Annotated in this window: 14 protein-coding genes; 8 read left to right on the forward strand and 6 right to left on the reverse strand. The window is 66.2% G+C overall.

Annotation, left to right across the window (positions count from 1 at the left end; genetic code table 11):
• Positions 1 to 20 precede the first annotated feature (20 nt).
• On the reverse strand, positions 21 to 1,757 hold the full coding sequence (locus tag PP1Y_RS23280) for a bifunctional UDP-sugar hydrolase/5'-nucleotidase (protein WP_013834370.1): 1,737 nt from the start codon (positions 1,755 to 1,757) through the stop codon (positions 21 to 23).
• 161 nt (positions 1,758 to 1,918) lie between these two features.
• On the opposite strand from PP1Y_RS23280, the gene PP1Y_RS23285 reads away from it, so the two are divergent.
• Both PP1Y_RS23285 and PP1Y_RS23290 read left to right on the forward strand, forming a co-directional pair.
• Positions 1,919 to 3,049 carry a patatin-like phospholipase family protein gene (locus PP1Y_RS23285; RefSeq protein WP_013834371.1) on the forward strand — a complete coding sequence of 377 codons (1,131 nt, stop codon included), beginning with the start codon at positions 1,919 to 1,921 and terminating at the stop codon, positions 3,047 to 3,049.
• Between the two features lie 28 nt (positions 3,050 to 3,077).
• Positions 3,078 to 3,860, forward strand: a complete 783-nt coding sequence (locus PP1Y_RS23290; RefSeq protein WP_013834372.1) for a 3-hydroxybutyrate dehydrogenase — start codon at positions 3,078 to 3,080, stop codon at positions 3,858 to 3,860.
• 45 nt (positions 3,861 to 3,905) lie between these two features.
• Here PP1Y_RS23290 and gltX read toward each other — a convergent pair whose 3' ends face one another.
• The 4 genes from gltX to PP1Y_RS26140 form a co-directional block, all read right to left on the reverse strand.
• Positions 3,906 to 5,246, reverse strand: coding sequence for a glutamate--tRNA ligase (gltX, locus tag PP1Y_RS23295; RefSeq protein ID WP_013834373.1), 1,341 nt, complete (start codon positions 5,244 to 5,246; stop codon positions 3,906 to 3,908).
• Positions 5,247 to 5,279: 33 nt separating this feature from the next.
• On the reverse strand, positions 5,280 to 6,308 hold the full coding sequence (locus PP1Y_RS23300; RefSeq protein ID WP_232512548.1) for a zinc-dependent alcohol dehydrogenase family protein: 1,029 nt from the start codon (positions 6,306 to 6,308) through the stop codon (positions 5,280 to 5,282).
• An 84-nt stretch (positions 6,309 to 6,392) separates the two neighbouring features.
• Positions 6,393 to 8,096, reverse strand: coding sequence for an NAD+ synthase (locus tag PP1Y_RS23305; protein WP_013834375.1), 1,704 nt, complete (start codon positions 8,094 to 8,096; stop codon positions 6,393 to 6,395).
• A gap of 179 nt (positions 8,097 to 8,275) precedes the next feature.
• On the reverse strand, positions 8,276 to 8,449 hold the full coding sequence (locus PP1Y_RS26140) for a hypothetical protein (protein ID WP_007012924.1): 174 nt from the start codon (positions 8,447 to 8,449) through the stop codon (positions 8,276 to 8,278).
• Between the two features lie 168 nt (positions 8,450 to 8,617).
• On the opposite strand from PP1Y_RS26140, the gene PP1Y_RS23310 reads away from it, so the two are divergent.
• Genes PP1Y_RS23310 through metH form a run of 5 tightly spaced genes read left to right on the forward strand, consistent with a single transcriptional unit; the run spans position 8,618 to position 14,755 of the window.
• Complete coding sequence (locus PP1Y_RS23310) at positions 8,618 to 9,619, forward strand: metalloregulator ArsR/SmtB family transcription factor (protein ID WP_013834376.1); 1,002 nt, start codon at positions 8,618 to 8,620, stop codon at positions 9,617 to 9,619.
• On the forward strand, positions 9,616 to 10,518 hold the full coding sequence (metF, locus tag PP1Y_RS23315) for a methylenetetrahydrofolate reductase [NAD(P)H] (RefSeq protein WP_013834377.1): 903 nt from the start codon (positions 9,616 to 9,618) through the stop codon (positions 10,516 to 10,518). Before PP1Y_RS23310 ends, metF begins: the two co-directional genes overlap by 4 nt.
• On the forward strand, positions 10,518 to 11,579 hold the full coding sequence (locus PP1Y_RS23320) for a homocysteine S-methyltransferase family protein (RefSeq protein ID WP_013834378.1): 1,062 nt from the start codon (positions 10,518 to 10,520) through the stop codon (positions 11,577 to 11,579). Before metF ends, PP1Y_RS23320 begins: the two co-directional genes overlap by 1 nt.
• Before the next feature lie 19 nt (positions 11,580 to 11,598).
• Positions 11,599 to 12,135 (forward strand): GNAT family N-acetyltransferase, encoded by a 537-nt coding sequence (locus PP1Y_RS23325; protein ID WP_013834379.1) that lies wholly within the window; start codon positions 11,599 to 11,601, stop codon positions 12,133 to 12,135.
• Between the two features lie 16 nt (positions 12,136 to 12,151).
• A complete protein-coding gene (metH, locus tag PP1Y_RS23330; RefSeq protein ID WP_013834380.1) occupies positions 12,152 to 14,755 on the forward strand; it encodes a methionine synthase in 2,604 nt (867 codons plus the stop codon).
• A gap of 92 nt (positions 14,756 to 14,847) precedes the next feature.
• Here metH and PP1Y_RS23335 read toward each other — a convergent pair whose 3' ends face one another.
• Positions 14,848 to 15,027, reverse strand: coding sequence for a hypothetical protein (locus PP1Y_RS23335; protein WP_041559133.1), 180 nt, complete (start codon positions 15,025 to 15,027; stop codon positions 14,848 to 14,850).
• A 247-nt stretch (positions 15,028 to 15,274) separates the two neighbouring features.
• Between PP1Y_RS23335 and recQ the strand changes: the two genes are divergently transcribed.
• Positions 15,275 to 17,065: a DNA helicase RecQ gene (gene recQ / locus PP1Y_RS23340; RefSeq protein ID WP_041559134.1), complete on the forward strand. Its 1,791-nt coding sequence runs from the start codon at positions 15,275 to 15,277 to the stop codon at positions 17,063 to 17,065.
• Positions 17,066 to 17,217: the final 152 nt, after the last annotated feature.

Here is a 17,217-nt window from a genome sequence, read left to right on the forward strand (position 1 = left end):
CGCGCCGAGACCGATGTCGGTCAGTTCCTGCGTTCGATGGCCCGCTGCTCCTGCGGCACCTGCCGCACCGGAACCGCTCCGATCCACTGCTGGAAGGCATCGGTATCGACCATGCCCTTGCGGACATCCCTGCCCCTGGTGAAAGTGACGAAGCCGTCGCCGCCCTCGGCCAGGAAGTTATTCACGGTCACGCGGTAGTCGGCCTGCGCATCGACGGGCTTGCCGCCGATCGTCAAGGTCAGCAGGCGCTCACCCGCAGGACGCCCCAAGTCGTAGGTAAAGTGCACGTTTGCGGAAGGAGCGAGGACCTGCTGGACTTTCGCCCGGCTCAGCCCGTCCTCGATCGCATCGCGCACTTGCGAGCCGGTCAGCGTCATCGTCACCAGGGTATTGTTGAAGGGCTGGACCGCATAGATCTGCCCGAAGGTCACTTCGCCGCCCGCTCCCGGATCGATCGGCGCGCGGATGCCGAAGGGGTTGGTGAAGGCGATCTGCGCCCCGGCCTCACGGCTGGCGGCAAGCTGTGCATCGGCGATCAGATTGCCCAGCGAACCGCCGGTCATGCCCTCGTTCGCCGCCTTCGAGGCCGGCCCTGACAAGCGCCCCACGGGCCGCGAGACTTGCGCCTGTGCATCCTCGACATAGCGCGCGACATAGGCGCTGACGTCGGCGCGCGGCCGGAACGCGGGATAAAGCGCCGTATTGGCAACGGCCCCGCGCCCGCTGGAATAGGCCTGCGACTGGACGATGACGTTGTGCGCCTTCTTGGCGAGAACGCGATGGCTTGCAGGGTCGATGGTAAGCGTGATGTCGGTCACTGCCTTGCCGTAGACATTCGCGCTCGTCAGCAGGATCGGCCGCGACGGATCGATTTCTCCGTAATTGCAGACATAGGCCCAGTGGGTGTGGCCCGAGACGACGACGTCGACGCGCGGATCGATCCTGGCAAGGATCGGCAGGATGCCGCCGTTCAGCCCCTCGCAGCCATTGGGATCGGATTCGCCGGTCGTCTTGCCGCCCTGGTGGATCAGCACGACGATGGCATCGGCCCCCGCTGCCTTGAGGCGAGGCACCTCTCGGTTGATCGCCTCGGCCTCGTCCCCGAAGATCAGTCCCCGGATCTGCTCTGGCGCGACCAGCGTGGGCACTTCGCGCAGCGAGAGGCCGATGAAACCGACTGTCACCTTGCTTGCGCCCGAACCGAAGGTCTTCATCCCCGTGGCAGGAAACAGCGTCGAACCGTCCGGCTTGTATGTGCTGGCCGCGAGATACCGGTAGCCTGCGCCCTTGAATTGCTCGAGCTGGCAAGGCTGGAGCCGCGTGTATTTCTCGCAGCCGCCATCCTGCAGGCGCTGCAGTTCCTTCCAGCCGCGGTCGAATTCGTGGTTGCCGACCGCGTTGAACTCGAGCCCGATGCGGTTCATCACGCCGACCGCAGGCTCATCGAGATGCAGCGAGGAGGCAAGCTGCGAAGCACTGGTCAGGTCGCCGGCGGCCACGACCACATTGTTGGGATGCTCGGCCTTGAGCGAATCGACGGCCGAGGCGAGCCATGCCGCCCCGCCTGCCGGCACCGCGACCGTGCCGCCCTTCCCGTCCGGCGCCCCGACGGAAGCCTTCGGCGGCTCAAGCGCGCCGTGGAAATCGTTGATGGCGATGATCCCCACTTCAACGGGCGCGGCCGTCTGGTCTATCGCCTGGGGGGTAGTGCAGGCCGCCAGCAGACCAAGCAGGGCAAGGGAAAGTAAGCGTTTCATGGAAGCGGCTTATCTCGCCTGAAAATGACGGCGGCAAGACGAAGACGCGCGAACAGGGGCCACGATCGCGGCATCGCCGATTCTTTGCAGGCGGGGGTTGCAAGGCGCCCGATGCGCCCCCACCTGCTGCAGTGCAACATTCCCATGAGCAGGACCCTGCCATGAATGCCCATAGCCACGCGCCTGATGGCGACACGCAAACCGTACTCGTCCTGCAGGGAGGCGGCGCACTCGGCGCCTACCAGGCCGGCGTGTTCGAAGCTCTGGCCGAACACGGCGCGGCGCCGGACTGGATCGCGGGAATCTCGATCGGCGCGATCAATGCCGCGATCATCGCCGGAAATGCGCCCGAAGACCGCTTGCCGCAGCTGCGTCGTTTCTGGGACCTGGTCTCCTCGGAATTGCAATTCCATCTTGACGAGCGCATCGGCTTCGCCCGCCGCGCCTTCAACGAAGCCTCGGCCTTCCTTGCCGCGACCGTCGGCATTCCCGGCTTCTACAATCCGCGCCTGTTCCCGCCGCTCAACCCGGAATGGCCGGCGGAGCTCGATTCGCTCAGCTACTACGACACCGCGCCCTTGCGTGCGACCTTGCTCGAACTAGTCGATTTCGACCGGATCAACCGCTGCGAGACCCATTTCAGCGTCGGTGCAGTGAACGTGCTCAATGGCAACTTCGCCTATTTCGACAATCGCGAACGCACGATCGGCCCCGAACACATCATGGCCAGCGGCGCGCTTCCCCCCGGTTTCCCGCCGGTCCAGATCGACGGCGAATGGTACTGGGACGGCGGCCTCGTTTCCAACACCCCGCTGCAATACGTGCTCGACAACCGCAGCCAGTGCGAGATGACGGTGTTCCAGGTGGACCTGTTCAGCTCTCGCGGGGAAGAGCCGCGCACGATGGCCGATGTCGCCCAGCGCGAGAAGGACATCCGCTACTCCAGCCGCACCCGCCTCAACACCGACATGTCCCGCCGCCTCCATGCCTTGCGCGCAGCGGCGCATCGCCTCGCCGACCGGCTGCCCGAGGAATTCAGGGACGATCCCGATCTTGCCGCGCTGCTTTCGTGCCGCCCGGCCGGGCCGGTTGCGGTGATGCACCTGATCAATCGCGGAAAACCATACGAATCCAATTCGAAGGACTACGAGTTCTCGCGCATGACGGTTAACGAGCACTGGGACGCGGGCAAGGCGGACGCGATCCACTCGCTCGATCATCCGGACTGGACGGGCCGCCGCCTGCGGCCCGATGAGATCATTACGTTCGACCTCGCCAGCGATTGCCGCTGAGCATCCGAAAGAGAGCAGGAGCAGGTACATGAAGCTGAAGGACAAGGTCTGCATCGTCACCGGCGCGGCGAGCGGGATCGGCAATGCCATCGCGCACCGCTACGCCGCCGAGGGCGGCAAGGTGGCGATTGCCGATCTGAACATCGATGCGGCAGAGAAGGCAGCTTCGGACATCCGCGAGAAGTTCTCCGTCGAGGCGATGGCCGTGGCCATGGACGTAACCAGCGAGGAACAGGTCAACGATGGCGTCGCCAAGGTCGTCGATGCCTGGGGCACGGTTGACGTCCTCGTGTCCAACGCGGGAATCCAGATCGTCAACCCAATCGAGGAATTCGCCTTCGCCGACTGGAAGAAGATGCTCGCCATTCACCTAGACGGCGCATTCCTGACTTCCAAGGCGGTGATCCCGCACATGTACCGGCAGAAGTCCGGCTCGATCATCTTCATGGGCTCGGTCCACTCCAAGGAAGCGAGCCCGCTCAAGTCCGCCTACGTCACCGCCAAGCATGGCCTGCTCGGCCTTTCGCGGGTGATCGCCAAGGAAGGCGGCAGGAAAGGCGTGCGCACCAACGTGATCTGCCCGGGCTTCGTGAAGACCCCGCTGGTCGACAAGCAGATCCCCGAACAGGCCAAGGAACTGGGCATTTCCGAAGAGGAAGTCGTCAGCAAGGTCATGCTCGGCCAGACCGTCGACACAGAGTTCACCACGGTCGAGGACATCGCCGAAGTGGCGCTGTTCTTCGCTGCCTTCGAAACCAATGCGCTCACCGGCCAGTCGCTGATCGCCAGCCACGGCTGGTGCATGGAATGAGGGCCTGACGCCGCCGCCTTACAGGCCGATTTCCTCGCGGGGCGCTCAGCCCTGCGAGGCAGTCAATAGACGTTCAAGCGCCGCATCCAGCCCGATCAGGGGCAGCAGGGCGGCCATGTCCGGCCCATGCTCGCGCCCGGTCAGCGCCTGGCGCAGCGGCAGGAACAGCGCCTTGCCCTTGCGCCCGGTTGCATCCTTGAGCGCGCCGGTCAGCGCCTTCCAGGCATCGGCCTGCCAGTCCATCGCCGTCAGCGTCTGCGCCGCCAGCGCAAGGTAGGCCTTCGCCTCGTCGTCGAATGCAGGCGCCTCGACCGGGCCGGTCACGACCTGCCACCAGTCCGCCGCCTCATGAACGTGCGAGAGGTTGGGCCGCACCGTTTCCCAGGCCGCGGCGTCCATGCCCTCCGGCAAGCGACCCGCGGCGGCCTCGTAAGGCATGACATGGACGATGGCGGCGTTGATGCGTTCCAGTTCCGCCTCGTCGAAGCGCGCAGGCGCTCGGCCGAAACGGGACAGGTCGAAACTTTCCGCGAGCGCCGGCCCGTCCAGCGCGGGATCGACCGGGTCCGAGGTCCCGAGACGCCCCAACAGGGCAACGACGGCCTGCGGCTCGATACCCGCCTCGCGGAAATGCGCGACGCCCAGCGAGCCAAGCCGCTTGGACAGCTTGCCCTCGGTGCCGACCAGCAGCGCCTCGTGCGCGAAACGCGGCGGCGCGGCGCCCAGTGCTTCGAACATCTGGACTTGGGCGGCGGTGTTCGACACGTGATCCTCACCGCGCAGGATGTCGGTAACGCCCATGTCCACGTCGTCGATGGCCGAAGGCAACATATAGAGCCATGAACCGTCGGCGCGGCGGATCACCGGGTCCGACATCTGCGCCGGATCGAAGTGCTGGGGACCGCGAATGCCGTCCTCCCACGCGATCGCGCTTTCGCGGTCGAGCAGGAAACGCCAGTGCGGCATTTCGCCCGCCGCGATCTTCGCCGCCTTCTCCTCATCACCGAGGTTCAGCGCCGCCCGGTCATAGATCGGCGGCAACCCCCGGCCGAGCAGGACCTTGCGCTTGAGTTCCAGTTCCTGCGGACTTTCCCAGCAGGGATAGACCCGCCCTGCGGCTTTGAGCCGCTCGAACTCGCGCTCATAAAGCGCGAAGCGGGCAGACTGGCGCTCCTCGCCCTCCGGGTGGATCCCGAGCCAGGCGAGGTCGGCGCGAATCGCCTCGACGTACTCCTCGCGGCTGCGTGCGGCATCGGTATCGTCGATGCGCAGCACGAAGCGTCCTCCCGCCTGCTCGGCCAGCAGCCAGTTATGCAGCGCCGTGCGGATATTGCCGACATGCAGGTGCCCGGTGGGCGAAGGAGCGAAGCGCGTGGTGACCGTCATGGCCGCTGCGATTACGGCGCGCAGTGCGCGGCGTCAAAGGGACAGTTCGCTCTTGCCTTGGATCACCCGCCACTCGGCAGGAGAACGGCCGCCCCCCCGGACTGTGCCCGCACGCAGCGCCGCCAGCGCCCCTGCCGCCTGGTCGAGCGGGAAGGTCTGGGTGGCGATGCGCAGGTCGGCGCGCTGCGCGGCTTCGAAGAAGCTCGTGCCATCCTCCCGGGTCAGGTTGGCAACCGAAAGGATGTGCCGTTCGCCCCACAGGTCGGCGTAAGGGAACGAAGGGATGTCGCTCATGTGGATGCCCGCGCACACGACCCGCCCGCCCTTGCGCACGGCCTTGAGCGCAAGCGGCACCAGTTCGCCCACCGGCGCGAAGATCAGGGCGGCGTCGAGTTCTTCCGGGGGCGCTTCGCTCGATCCACCGGCCCACACGCAGCCGAGCGAGCGGGCGAAGGCCTGGCCTTGGAGGTCGCCATCGCGCGTGAAGGCGTGAACACGCCGTCCCTGCCACACCGCGATCTGGGCAAGGATATGCGCCGCCGCACCGAAACCGTAGAGCCCGATCACCGGGGCCTGCCCGGCAAGGCGCAGGGCCCGCCAGCCGATCAGGCCCGCACACAGGAGCGGGGCGGCCTCCACGTCGGAAAAGCGCTCGGGCAGCGCGAAGCAGAAATGGGCATCGGCAGTCACGTGGGTGGCATAGCCGCCGTCGCGCGTGGCGCCCGTGAACTGCGGCCGGTCGCATAGGTTCTCCTGCCCATCCCGGCAATAGCGGCAATCCCCGCAGCTATGGCCAAGCCAGGGGATGCCGACCCTCTCACCGACGGCAAAGCCCGACACGCCCTCTCCCAGCGCGACGACGTGCCCGACGATCTCGTGCCCCGGAATGACCGGATAGTGCGCCGCCACTTCGCCATCGAGAACATGCAGGTCGGTGCGGCAGACACCACAGGCAGCGATCTTCACCAGCACTTCGCCCGCCCCGGGCTGTGGCACCGGCCTCTCCACGCGCCGCGGCGCCTGATGCGGACCGTCGATCTGCATCGCCGTCATCAAGTCCATCGCCGTTCCCTTCCTGCCTCGCCCGGTGGCCGGAACGGGAAGTTTACGCCCTGGGGCCGGGAAACAGAAGCGCCGAGACGATTCTCAGGTCGACGAGCTGCCCGCTGTGCCCAGCGGCACGTCGCTGACTTCACCGCCGCTGCGGAAGGCGTGGGTGATCGGATAGCGACGGTCGCGGCCGAAATTGCGCGCGGTCAGCTTCACGCCCGGAGGTGCCTGGCGTCGCTTGTATTCGGCAAGGTGCAGCAGCCGTTCGACATGCTCGACCGTCGCGCGATCGAAACCTTCGGCAACCACCTGTTCCACGCTCTTGTCGTGCTCGACCAGGCCGAGGAGGATCGGGTCGAGCATGTCGTAAGGCGGCAGGCTGTCCGAATCGCGCTGGTTCGCCCGCAGCTCGGCCGTCGGCGGCTTGGTGAACATGCGTTCGGGAATCAGCGGGCCTTCTGGCCCAAGGCCAATCCGCGGCACGTGCCGGTTGCGCCAGCGCGAGATCGCGAAGACAGTCATCTTGTAGGCGTCCTTGAGCGGATTGTAGCCGCCCGCCATGTCGCCGTAGATCGTGGCGTAGCCGACGCTCATCTCGCTCTTGTTGCCGGTGGTCATCAGCATCGGACCGAACTTGTTGGACAGGGCCATGAGCGCGGTGCCGCGCACCCGCGACTGCAGGTTTTCTTCCGCCAGTCCGCGATTCGTGCCGTCGAAAACCTCGCCGAGCATGGCATCGAAACCGTCCACCGCGGAGCCGATCGGCATGACCGAATAGCGAATGCCCAGCGCCCTTGCGCAAGCTGCGGCATCGTCGAGGCTTTCCTGGCTGGTGAAGCGCGACGGCATCATTACCCCCCAGACCCGCTCCGCCCCGAGCGCGTCGACGGCAATGGCGGCGCATGTCGCCGAATCGATTCCACCCGACAGACCCAGCACAACGCCCGGAAAGCCGTTGCGGTTCACATAGTCTCGCAGCGCCAGGACCATGGCGCAGTAGATATCCTCGGGATGCTCGGCGAGCGTTTCCAGTTGTCCGCGATCGCAGCGCCAGCCCTGCGCCGTCTTGGTCCAGTTGGTCTGGACGACCTGCTCTTCCCAGTCGCGCAGCTGGACGGCGAGGCCGCCGTCGCCATTGATGACGAAGCTCGCCCCGTCGAAGACCAGCTCGTCCTGCCCGCCGACGCGATTGAGATAGGCGAGCGGCAGGCCGGTATCGACCGCGCGGCGTTTGGCCACGCCTTCGATACGCAGCGCGTCCTTGTTGATCTCGTAAGGGCTGCCGTTGACGCAAATGAAGATCTCGGCGCCGAAATCGGCAAGATGGCGGCAGACTTCGGGCTGCCAGATATCCTCGCAGATCGGGACGCCGATCATCGTGCCGCGCAGGATCATCGGTTCAGGAAGCGGTCCCGGCTGGAACAACCGCATCTCGTCGAAAGTGCCGTAGTTGGGCAGCTCATGCTTGAGGCGGACGGCAGCGACCTTGCCCTGGTCGAGCAGGGCAACCGCGTTGTGCAGCGCACCATCGAGGACGATAGCCGTACCGACCAGCATCGCGGGCCCATCCGAGGCGCTCGCCCTGGCAAGCGTCTGCAGCTCGGCAGCGGCCCGTTCGATTAGCGAAGGCTTGAGAATGAGATCCTCGGGCGGATAGCCGACGAGGTGCAGTTCGGGAAATACGATCAGGTCGGACCCTGCGGCCTGCTTGCGCGCCGCCAATACGCCCTCTGCATTGCCCGGGATGTCCCCCACCGACTGGTTGAGCTGCGCGAGGGTGATCTTCAGCGTATCGGGCATAGGCGAAGTGATGCCCGCGCCTCAGGTGTCATGCAAGTAGAACGCAAATAAAAAACCCTCCCGGATGGGAGGGCTTTTCCCCGTCCGAAGACGGGATCTTCCGTTGGTCCCGCAGGATGCAGGCGGAAGGCAACTGGGGGTCGGCGTGCCGGATGGCTGGCGCCGAACCCCCGGCCGGATTACATCGCTTCGGTAGCTTCCTCGGTGGGAGCGTCCGTCGCGTCGCCGGTCATCATTTCACCGGGAACGGTTTCAACCGACTCGGTACCTTCGTCGGTCGGAGCTTCCGAACCGCAAGCTGCGAGAGCCAGAGCGGTAGCCGACGCGAACACGGCGTAAGCAATCTTCTTCATGCGAATCCCCTTGCATTGTTTGGCGCAGGCGCCAACGCTTGCAGGCAAGCCTGCAGCGCCATTCTTTAGACGAGGTTATGGTGCAACGCAAATAGGAAGTAGAGGGGGCAAAACCCGCTGAAATCCTAGGGGTTGCGCACATATAAAGATATCTTTATATGCTTTTCCATGCGGATCGACCCTCTCCTGCGGGCTCTTTCGGAGCCGACGCGCCTGCGCATCATGCGTCTTCTGGCGCACATGGAGCTTGCCGTCGGCGAGCTTGCCCAGGTGCTCGGGCAGAGCCAGCCGAGGGTCTCTCGCCATATCCGAATCCTGTGCGATGCCGGCCTTGCCGAACGCCGCAAGGAAGGCAGCTGGGTCTTCCTGCGCAGCGCCGTGAGCGAGAACGGGGCCCCGCCGCTGGGGGCCGCCGCGGCCCGCCTACTTGCCATCGCTGAGCGCGACGACACGACCTTTGCCGCGCGCTGCGCCGAGGATCGCCGCCACCTTGCCGCGATTCGCGCCGCGCGAGAGGCAAGCGCCGAAGCCTACTTTGCCCGCCATGCACAGGAGTGGGATACGCTGCGCCAGCTCCATGGCGCCGACGAGCCGGTAGAGGCCGCGCTGCTCGGCAAGCTCGACGGCGAGAAGGCAGGCAAGCTGCTCGACATCGGCACCGGCACCGGACGCATGGCCGAGCTTCTCGCCGACCGCGCCAGCCACGTCACCGCGCTCGACAAAAGCCCGGAGATGTTGCGAATTGCGCGCGCCCGCTTGCAATCTTTGCCATCGGACAAGCTCGATCTGGTGCAGGGCGACTTTACCGCGCTGCCTTTCGCCGAAGCGGCATTCGATACCGTGCTGTTCCACCAGGTCCTGCACTTTGCTCAGGAACCCGCGACCGTACTGGCCGAAGCCGCACGCGTCACCCGCCCGGGCGGGCGCATCGCCGTCGTCGATCTCGCCGCGCATGAACGCGAGGAACTGCGCGAGCGTCACGCCCACGCCCGACTCGGCTTTTCGGACGAGCAGATGCTCGGACTTCTCACCGACGCGGGCTTCGCGCCCGAATCGCCCGCGGCTCTGCCGGGGGACCCTCTCACCGTGAAAATCTGGACGGGACGCCGCAGCTCAGGCACGGCGCCCGCGAACCAGGATAATGCTAAAGGAAAGGCCGCGCGCCCATGACCGCCGCAATCCGACCGGCTGACGCTCCCCTGTTCGGGGTGCAGCCGGGCGATATCTCCGTCTCCTTCGAATTCTTCCCGCCCAAGACGGAGAAGATGGAGATGCAGCTCTGGGAAGCGATCACCCAGCTTGCCCCGCTCCACCCGAGCTTCGTCTCGGTCACTTACGGCGCGGGCGGCTCGACCCGCGAACGGACCCATGCCACGGTCTCGCGGATCATCCGCGAGACCGACCTCGTGCCCGCCGCCCATCTTACCTGCGTTGCGGCGAGCAAGGCCCAGATCGACGAGATCGTCGACCGCTACTGGGAAGCGGGCGTGCGCCATATCGTCGCCCTGCGCGGCGACCCGCCGCCGGCCGACGGCAGCATCTTCGTGCCCCACCCGGAAGGCTACGCCAATGCCGCCGATCTGGTCGCCGGGATCAAGGCGCGCCACGACTTCGACATCTCGGTCGCCGCCTATCCCGAAATCCACCCCGAAGCGACGAGCGCCGAGACGGACCTCGACAACCTCAAGCGCAAGCTGGATGCAGGCGCCTCGCGCGCGATCACCCAGTTCTTCTTCTCGACGGACGCCTATTTCCGCTTTCTCGACAAGGCGCTGGCCGCCGGGATCACTGCGCCGATCCTGCCCGGCATCATGCCGGTAACCAGCTTCGCCGCGATCCGCCGCATGTCAGGCAATACCGAGATCCCCGCCTGGCTCGAGGCCATGTTCGAAGGTCTCGACGATCGCCCTGGCCCGCGCGCCCTCGTCGCCGCGGTCGCCGCCGCCGACTTGTGCAAGCGCCTTTATGACGGTGGCGTACGCGACTTCCACTTCTATACTCTCAACCGCGCCGAGCAGGCTTACGCGATCTGCCAGCTTCTCGGCCTGCGCCCCAAGGAGATCGGCTGATGTCGCCTCGCGAAACTTTCCTGGCCGAGGCTGCCAAGCGCATCCTCATTACCGATGGCGCCTTCGGCACGGAAATCCAGAACTGGAAGCTCGCCGAAGCGGACTACGCCGGTAACCTGGGCCTCAGCCACGAGCAGAAGGGCAACAACGACATCCTTGCGCTGTCCAAGCCCGAGGTGCCCGAGGCGATCCACCGCGCCTACTTCGAGGCAGGCGCGGACATTGCCGAGACCAACACCTTCTCGGCCAACCGCATCAGCCAGGCCGACTACGGCGCCGAGCACCTCGTGCGCGAGATCAACGTCGAATCGGCCCGCCTCGCCCGCAAGGTCGCCGACGAATTCCAGGCCAAGGACGCCGCAAGCGGTATTTCGCGCCCTCGCTTCGTGGCCGGCGCCATCGGCCCGACCAACAAGACCCTGTCGCTCAGCCCCGACGTCAACGACCCGGGGTACCGCGAAATCGACTGGGACACGCTGGTCGACGTCTACAAGGAACAGGCCGCGGCGCTCGTCGAGGGCGGAGCGGACTTCATCCTCATCGAGACGGTGTTCGACACGCTCAACGCCAAGGCCGGCATCATGGCGGTCAAGCAGCTCGAGGCCGAGCTGGGCCGCGAAGTGCCGATCATGCTGTCGATGACGCTGACCGACCTTTCGGGCCGCAACCTTTCCGGCCACACGGTAGAGGCGTTCTGGCACGCGGTACGCCATGCCAGGCCGATCACGATCGGGCTCAACTGCTCGTTCGGCGCCACCCAGCTGCGCCCGCACGTCAAGACGCTGTCGGAAATCGCCGATACGCTGATCATGATCTATCCCAACGCGGGCCTGCCCAACGAACTGGGCGCCTACGACGAAATGCCCGACACGACCGCGGGCTTTGTCGGCGAGTGGGCCGTCGCGGGCCAGGTCAACGTGCTGGGCGGCTGCTGCGGCTCCACCCCGGCCCATATCGCGGCAATCGCGCGGCAGGTGAAGGGCGTTGCCCCGCGCAAGGTTCCCTCACTGGAACCGGTAACGCGGTTGGCCGGCCTCGAACCCTTCATCATGGCAGCTTGAAGAGGCAGGAACCCAGGCCATGGACGACATACCCATCTGGCGCATCCGGCAGGCGGCCCCCGACGATGCGGAGGCCCTCTCGCTCATCGGTTCGGCGACGTTTCTCGAGAGTTTTGCGGGTATCGTCGACGGTAGCGGCATCGTTTCCCACTGCGTCCACCAGCACAGCGCCGAGACCTACCGCGCCTACCTGGCCAAGGGCGCCAAGGCCTGGCTGGCGGAAGTCGAACCGGGCCACGCCCCCGTTGGCTACGCCATGGTCTGCGCACCGGAACTGGAACTGGCGCAGGAGGGCGACCTCGAACTCAAGCGCATCTACATGCTCTCGCGCTACCAGGGCACGGTGCTTGCCAGCGCCCTGATGCAGGCGGTCGTAGCCGCGACCCCGGGCCATACGCGCCTCCTGCTCGGCGTGAAGGAAGACAACCACCGCGCCCTTTCGTTCTATGCCAAGCACGGCTTCGAGACGATCGGGACCCGCCGCTTCGATGTCGGCGGCAAGACTTATGACGACTTCGTACTGGCGCGTGTGCTGACGCCCGTTCCGGCACAGTGATTCAACGAGAAAAACAATGACCGCGACACCTTCATCTGCCCGTTTCGTCAATGTCGGCGAGCGCACCAACGTCACCGGATCGGCCAAGTTCAAGAAGCTGATCATGGCCGGCGACTATCCCGCCGCCGTCGAAGTGGCCCGCCAGCAGGTCGAGAACGGCGCGCAGGTGATCGACGTCAACATGGACGAAGGCCTGCTCGACGCCGTCGAGGCGATGACCACCTACCTCAAGCTGATCGCCGCCGAGCCCGACATCGCGCGCGTTCCGGTGATGATCGACAGCTCGAAATGGGAGGTGATCGAGGCCGGCCTCAAGTGCGTGTCCGGCAAGCCGATCGTCAACTCGATCAGCATGAAGGAAGGCGAGGCACCGTTCCTCGAACAGGCGCGCAAGTGCATGACCTACGGCGCCGCCGTAGTCGTCATGGCCTTCGATGAGACCGGCCAGGCCGACACCAGGCAGCGCAAGGTCGAGATCTGCAAGCGCGCCTACAAGCTGCTCACCGGCATCGGCTTCCCGCCCGAGGACATCATCTTCGACCCCAACGTCTTCGCCGTCGCCACCGGCATCGAGGAGCACGACCGCTACGCGCTCGACTTCATCGAGGCGGTGAAGGAAATCCGCGAGGCCTGCCCGCACGTCCATTTCTCGGGCGGCCTGTCGAACCTGTCGTTCAGCTTCCGCGGCAACGAGACGGTGCGCCGGGCAATGCACTCGGTGTTCCTCTACTATGCGATCCCGGCCGGGCTCGACATGGCAATCGTCAATGCCGGACAGCTCGACGTCTACGACCAGATCGACCCGGTGCTGCGCGACGCCTGCGAAGACGTGATCCTGATGCGCCGCGAGGATGCGACCGAGCGCCTCATCGAACTCGCCGAGAGCTTCAAGGGCCAGGACAAGGCCGCCGAAAAGGCCGCCGAGGAATGGCGCGGGTGGGAAGTGACCAAGCGGCTGGAGCACGCGCTGGTGAAGGGCATCGATGCCTATGTCGTCGAGGATACCGAGGAAGCGCGCCAGGCCGCGGCAGACCGTGGCGGTCGGCCGATCGAGGTGATCGAGGGCCCGCTGATGGACGGCATGAACGTCGTCGGCGACCTGTTCGGCTCGGGCAAGATGTTCCTGCCGCAGGTCGTCAAGTCCGCGCGCGTCATGAAAAAGGCCGTCGCCCACCTCATCCCCTTCATCGAGGCGGAGAAGGAAGAAGGTGCCAAGGCCAAGGGCCGCATCGTCATGGCCACCGTCAAGGGCGACGTCCATGACATCGGCAAGAACATCGTCGGCGTCGTCCTGCAGTGCAACGGCTACGAAGTGATCGACCTGGGCGTCATGGTTCCCTGGTCGAAGATCCTCGAAAGCGCGAACGAGAACGATGCCGACATCATCGGCCTCTCCGGCCTCATCACCCCCTCGCTCGACGAGATGGTGACCGTGGCCGAGGAAATGCAGCGCGCGCAGATGAACATCCCGCTGCTGATCGGCGGGGCGACGACCAGCAAGGTCCACACCGCGCTGCGCATCGATCCGGCCTACGAAGGCCCGGTGATCCATGTGCTCGACGCCAGCCGCGCGGTCGGCGTCGCCTCGCAGCTGCTGTCGGACACGCAGGCCGAAGGCTTCAAGTCCTCGGTCGCCATCGACTACCAGAAAGTGCGCGAGGCACGCGAGGGCAAGGGCCAGTCGGACCTGCTGGCGCTGGCCGATGCCCGCGAGAACGCGTTCAAGCCCGACTTCGCCGACAAGGCCCCCGCCCCGGTACAGCCCGGGCTGCACGTTTTCGAGGCATGGGACCTCGCCGATCTCGTCGAGACGTTCGACTGGACGCCTTTCTTCCGCGCCTGGGAACTGGCCGGTACCTACCCGGCGATCCTCGAGGACGAAGTGGTGGGCGAAAGCGCCCGCAACCTGTTCGCCGACGCCAAGGCGATGCTGGAACAGATCGTCAGCGAGAAGTGGCTGACGGCCAAGGGCGTCTGCGCCTTCTGGCCCGCTCACCGTGAAGGTGACGACGTTCTGCTGGAAGACGGCACCCGCCTTCCCTTCCTGCGCCAGCAGTTCAAGAAATCGCGCAGCCGCGCCAACTTCTGCCTTTCGGACTTCATCGATACGCAGGACGACTGGCTCGGCGGCTTCGCGGTCGGCATCCACGGCATCGAACCGCACCTCGCACGCTTCCAGGCCGCACACGACGACTATTCGGACATCCTGCTCAAGGCGCTGGCCGACCGCTTCGCCGAAGCCTTCGCCGAACGCCTGCACAGCCACGTGCGCACCACCCTGTGGGGCTATGCGCCGGAAGAGCAGTTCACCAACGAAGCGCTGATCCGCGAGGAATATCGCGGTATCCGTCCGGCCCCCGGTTACCCGGCCTGCCCGGACCACTCGCTCAAGCCGATCCTGTTCGACCTGCTCAAGGCGCAGGACAATGCCGGAATCGTGCTGACCGAAAGCCAGGCGATGCTGCCGACCGCCGCGGTTTCGGGCTTCTACTTTGCCCATCCGGAAAGCCAGTATTTCGGCGTCGCGCGCATCGGCCGGGACCAACTTGAGGACTACGCCGGACGGCGCGGGGTGGAGCTGGCGACGGCCGAACGCTGGCTGCGTCCCAACCTCGACTGAGCGACAACGCGCTCGCAAGCCGACAGGGCCCGCACGTTAACGGGTTCCGGGCCGCCCCCGCGCCCGGAACCCGCCCCCCACGACAGACCTGCCTACCGGCCGGCCTGCACCGGCCGGCGGCCGGGAACGGGAAAATGACCGGTCGCGGCGATCCAGCGCGGCATCCCTGCCGATGCCGGGGCCAGGGCGGCCTGGGTGGTCTGCGCGGCCTGGGTGGCCAGGCGGACGGCTCCGCCGATCATTCCGAAAATCTTTCCTGCAGTCGGTTCCATGTGCCTGATCCCTCGCATGTGCAGCCCGCTTGCCGGGGCTGTCTTTCGATGAACCCAATATGGCGCCAGGCGGCGGGCGGGTCTGTGCGCGTCTGCACAGCGCTGCTGTGATTTATCCCACATGCCCCGGATCGAACCGGTTTGCGCATGTCCGGGCGCGAAATCTTCGCAGGCCGGACACCGCAACGGCGGAAAATTAACCCCCGGGCGGTTCCCAGGCCATGGCCGCGTCTGCCATAAGCCCCCCGTGCCTGTTGCCGACCTGCTTCCCGATGCGCTCGATGCCCTTCACGCCACTTTCGGCTTCACCGCCTTTCGCGGCGTGCAGGAACATGTCGTCTCGCGCGTGCTGGCGGGCCAGTCGACGGTGGCGGTCATGCCCACCGGCGCGGGCAAGTCGCTGACCTACCAGCTTCCGGCGGTCATGCTGGAAGGCACTTGCGTGGTCGTCAGCCCGCTGATCGCCCTGATGCACGACCAGTTGCGTTCCGCCACGGCCAACGGCATCCGCGCCGCGACCCTCACCAGTGCCGATACCGACCGCGAAGTGACCATCGACCGGTTCCGCGAGGGCGAGCTGGACTTGCTCTACGTCGCCCCGGAACGCGCCAGCCAGCCGCATTTCCGCGAGCTGCTGTCCAAGGCGCGCGTCTCGCTCTTCGCCATCGACGAAGCGCACTGCGTTTCCGAATGGGGGCACGATTTCCGGCCCGACTACCGGCTGCTGCGCCCGCTGCTCGACGCATTTCCGCAAGTACCGCGCCTTGCCCTTACCGCGACCGCGGACCACCATACCCGCGCCGACATCCTCGCCCAGCTCGGCATTGCCGATGACGGCCTGATCGTCGCCGGGTTCGACCGGCCCAACATCCGCTATGCGATCCGCCCGCGCGAGAATGCCGCGCGCCAGCTCAAGACGCTGCTGGAAGAGAACCCCGGCCCCGGCATTATCTACGCCCCGACCCGCGCCCGCGTCGAGCAGCTGGCCGAGACCCTGGCCGCCACCGGTCGCCGGGTCCTGCCCTACCACGCCGGTCTTTCGCCAGAGATCCGCGCACGCAACCAGGCGGCCTTCGTTGCCAGCGAGGACATGGTGATGGTCGCCACGGTTGCCTTCGGCATGGGCATCGACAAGCCCGACGTGCGCTTCGTCGCCCATGCCGGCATCCCCAAGTCGATCGAGGGCTACTACCAGGAAACCGGACGCGCCGGGCGTGACGGCGACCCTTCCGTCGCGGTGATGTTCTGGGGGGCGGACGACTTCGCCCGCGCGCGCATCCGCTTGTCGGAAGTGGAAGAGCGCCGCCAGCAGTCCGAGCGCCAGCGGCTCGATTCGCTGGCAGGGCTGGTCGAAACCGCCCAATGCCGCCGCGCCGTCCTGCTCCGCCACTTCGGCGAGGACCCCGCGCCCACTTGCGGCAACTGCGACAATTGCCTTGAGCCCCCGGGCGTCGCCGACATGACCGAACTGGCGCGCAAGCTGCTTTCGGCCGTTTATCGCACCGGGCAGTCCTATGGCCTGGGTCACCTCGAAAAGGTGCTGACCGGCATCGCCGACGACCGCGTGCTCCAGCGCGGGCATGACCAGCTTTCGGTCTTCGGGATCATGACCGAGGACGAAAAGCCCCTGCTCAAGCCGCTGGCCCGCGCGCTGCAGGCCCGTGGCAGCCTGATCCCGACCGAACACGGTGGCCTCGCACTGGGCGGGGATGCGCGCGAAATCCTTAAGGGCGAGGCCAGCGTGCCGATTGTCCTGCCCCCCAAGCGCGAGCGCAAGCGGCGTGGCGGCGCAAGCAGCCGCGACACCGGCGCCAATCCCGTCGGCAATCCGCTGTTCGAAGCGCTTCGCGCGCTGCGCCGCGATCTCGCCGCAGAAGCGGGCGTGCCGCCTTACGTCATCTTCCACGATTCCACCTTGCGCGAGATGGCGACGGTCCAGCCCGCGTCGCTCGCCGCAATGGGCGAAATCGGCGGCATCGGTTCGCGCAAGCTCGACGCTTACGGCGATGCCTTCCTGGCGGTAATCCGACAGTTCTGAGGCGCTTCGACGGCGAACTTCCGGTTCAGGTTACGCTGCCGAGAATGCTCGGCGCGCTCCGACAGATGGATCCTGAAACGCGTTCAGGATGACAATCGAGACGATTGACGTGGCTTTGCCCCAGCCAGTTCCATCATCCCCGCGCAGGCGCG

Origin of the sequence: Novosphingobium sp. PP1Y (assembly GCF_000253255.1) — a bacterium.
Lineage (GTDB): Bacteria > Pseudomonadota > Alphaproteobacteria > Sphingomonadales > Sphingomonadaceae > Novosphingobium.